The sequence below is a fragment of the Mesorhizobium sp. M7A.F.Ca.ET.027.03.2.1 genome (genome assembly GCF_003999175.1).
Taxonomy (GTDB): domain Bacteria; phylum Pseudomonadota; class Alphaproteobacteria; order Rhizobiales; family Rhizobiaceae; genus Mesorhizobium.
Window position 1 is genome coordinate 1 of the sequence record NZ_RZOM01001719.1, and the last position, 678, is coordinate 678.

Consider the following 678-nt stretch of genomic DNA (forward strand, 5'->3'; position numbering starts at 1 on the left):
CAGTTGACCTTGAACGCGGCGCCGCCAGCGGCGACCGCGAATTCGCGCAAGGCATCGTCCGCGGCGATCTCCGAGACCGTCTTCGACTCTACGGCCGCGACATACTTGCCCTTCGACACTTCTGCCGCCGCCAACTCGTTCTTGACGTCCTTGCGGCTCGAATAGCCGAGCACACCGGTTGTCGCGGAGTGCAGCAGCGGCCATGCCGGATAGGCGATCATGTAGCCGATCGCCCAGACGATGGTGACGTAGAAGGTTATGACCCACCAGCGCGGAAGCGGATTGTTCAGCTCCCGGATGCCGTCCCATTCATGGCCAGTGGTTGAGACGCCAGAGATTTCGTCGATGTGCTCGTCGCTCATGATCACTCGTCCTCAAGGGGAATCCGGGCAGCTTCGTCGGCCAGCTTGCGGCTGCCAGGCCGGAGCGCGAAGGCAACCGCGCCGACAAAGAAGAGCGCCATGGCGACCAGACCCCAGCTGTCAGCAAACTCCCGCATCAAATTGTATTCCATGGATAAAGCTCCTCAGCGGTAACCGGCGGCCTCGTCGTAGTTCTTGAAATCCACCAAGGTCCCGAGCATCTGCAGATACGCAACGAGCGCATCCATTTCAGTCACCTGTTGCGGATTGCCGTCGAAGTCTCCGACCTTGGCTTTGGGATAGCGTTTCTCAAGGC

At 60.3% G+C, this 678-nt stretch carries 2 protein-coding genes and 1 pseudogene; all 3 read right to left on the reverse strand.

Features of this window, described 5'->3' with window-relative positions:
- A partial coding sequence (locus EN750_RS37620) for a cbb3-type cytochrome c oxidase N-terminal domain-containing protein (RefSeq protein ID WP_281062391.1) occupies window positions 1–362 on the reverse strand: 362 nt, incomplete at its 3' end.
- Between the two features lie 2 nt (window positions 363–364).
- Window positions 365–514, reverse strand: coding sequence for a CcoQ/FixQ family Cbb3-type cytochrome c oxidase assembly chaperone (locus tag EN750_RS37625; protein WP_027035450.1), 150 nt, complete (start codon window positions 512–514; stop codon window positions 365–367).
- A gap of 12 nt (window positions 515–526) precedes the next feature.
- Window positions 527–678, reverse strand: a pseudogene (locus EN750_RS37630) (cytochrome-c oxidase, cbb3-type subunit II); the annotation flags it as partial.

Coding starts and splice junctions, on each gene's coding strand:
- EN750_RS37625 (WP_027035450.1), bottom strand. CDS start 514: ATGGAATACAATTTGATGCGGGAGTTTGCTGACAGCTGGGGTCTGGTC.